Origin of the sequence: Ornithinibacter sp. (assembly GCF_035443565.1) — a bacterium.
GTDB lineage: Bacteria > Actinomycetota > Actinomycetes > Actinomycetales > Dermatophilaceae > Fodinibacter.
Window position 1 is genome coordinate 1 of record NZ_DAORSO010000396.1, and the last position, 1,202, is coordinate 1,202.

The 1,202-nt window shown below is 72.0% G+C and carries 1 protein-coding gene and 1 pseudogene; one reads left to right on the plus strand and one right to left on the minus strand.

The window, feature by feature from the left end; all coding sequences use genetic code 11:
• Positions 1-698 (plus strand): anti-sigma factor (locus tag PLL68_RS15470; RefSeq protein WP_324535623.1); only part of this gene is annotated, 698 nt, incomplete at its 5' end.
• 92 nt (positions 699-790) lie between these two features.
• On the opposite strand, the pseudogene PLL68_RS15475 reads toward PLL68_RS15470, so the two are convergent.
• Positions 791-1,202: pseudogene (locus PLL68_RS15475) on the minus strand (hypothetical protein); the annotation flags it as partial.

Genomic DNA, 1,202 nt, shown 5'->3' on the forward strand with positions numbered 1-1,202 from the left:
AGGTCGCCGAGCTGACCGCCGCCGGGCACTCCCTGGCCGCGCTCACGGAGGCCACCCCGCCCCCGTCGCTGCGTGCGTCGGTGCTGTCCGGCATCTCCCAGGTCCGCCCGCTGCCGCCACTTCCCGAGGATGCCGCTGCTCCCGTTCCCGACGTCGCCGCGCCGAGCGCTTCGGGTCCCGTCACGCCCGAGGCGGATGCCGGGGCACCGGATGGAGGGGGGCCGGATGCCGTCGTCGTCCCGCTTCGTCGTCGCTCACGGGCCTCGAGGTGGCTGGCCGGAGCAGCCGCGGCTGCTGTGATCGCTGTCGGCGGTCTCGTGTGGAGCCCGTGGTCGAACGACGCCGGCACCCTGTCGCCGGTGGACCAGGTGGTGGCCGCAGCCGACGCCGTGCGGGTCACCAGCAGCAAGGGTGAGCTGAACGCCGAGGTCGCCTACAGCCGCGAGCTCGGCCGAGCGGCGATCACGGTGGCCGGGTTGCCGCCGGCTCCCGAGGGCAAGACCTACCAGCTGTGGTTCGTCGGTTCCGACGGTGTGGCCCGTTCTGCCGGGCTGCTCACCCCAGATGCGGACCGTCGCGGGTCAATGGTCCTGGAGGGTGACCCGAGCTCCGCTGCCGCGGTCGGCATGACCCTGGAGCCCGCCGGTGGCTCGAGGGCCCCGACGACCGACCCGCTGGTCGTCCTCGCCCTCGCGTGACACCTTGGCCGAGCCCAGCCCTAACACCCTGGCTCTGCCCCTGACCGACTGACCGACCTCCAGGGCAGGGAGCGGGCAGGGGGCAGCAACCCTCAGACGGGCTGCGCTCTGTTGGTGGGGATGCCGTTGGTAGCGGTGTCATCGCTGGCGACGGCAGGCGTCCACCAGTGTTCGAGCTCGAGGTCGTCGGGCCATGGGTCGTCGGGCCATGACTCGTGGAGTTCGTAACGGGCCCAGCGCTGCTCATCAGGGTCGTCGTCCTGCAACGCCAGGACCAGGCTTCGTAGCCGCTCGGGCGTCAACGGTGGTGGATCGTTCGCTGATCTCTCGGCCCGGAGGTGCTCCAGGTGCCGGTCGTAGCTGCCGGGGGTGAGGTCCCACACCACGTACCGGCCGTGCTCGTCGGGGGCGGGGAGCACGTGCGCGACGTGCCGGCGCTGGTGCACCAGCGTGTGGTGGCGTTGGCACAGCAGGGCAGCGTTGTCGATGTCGCTGAGCCCACCA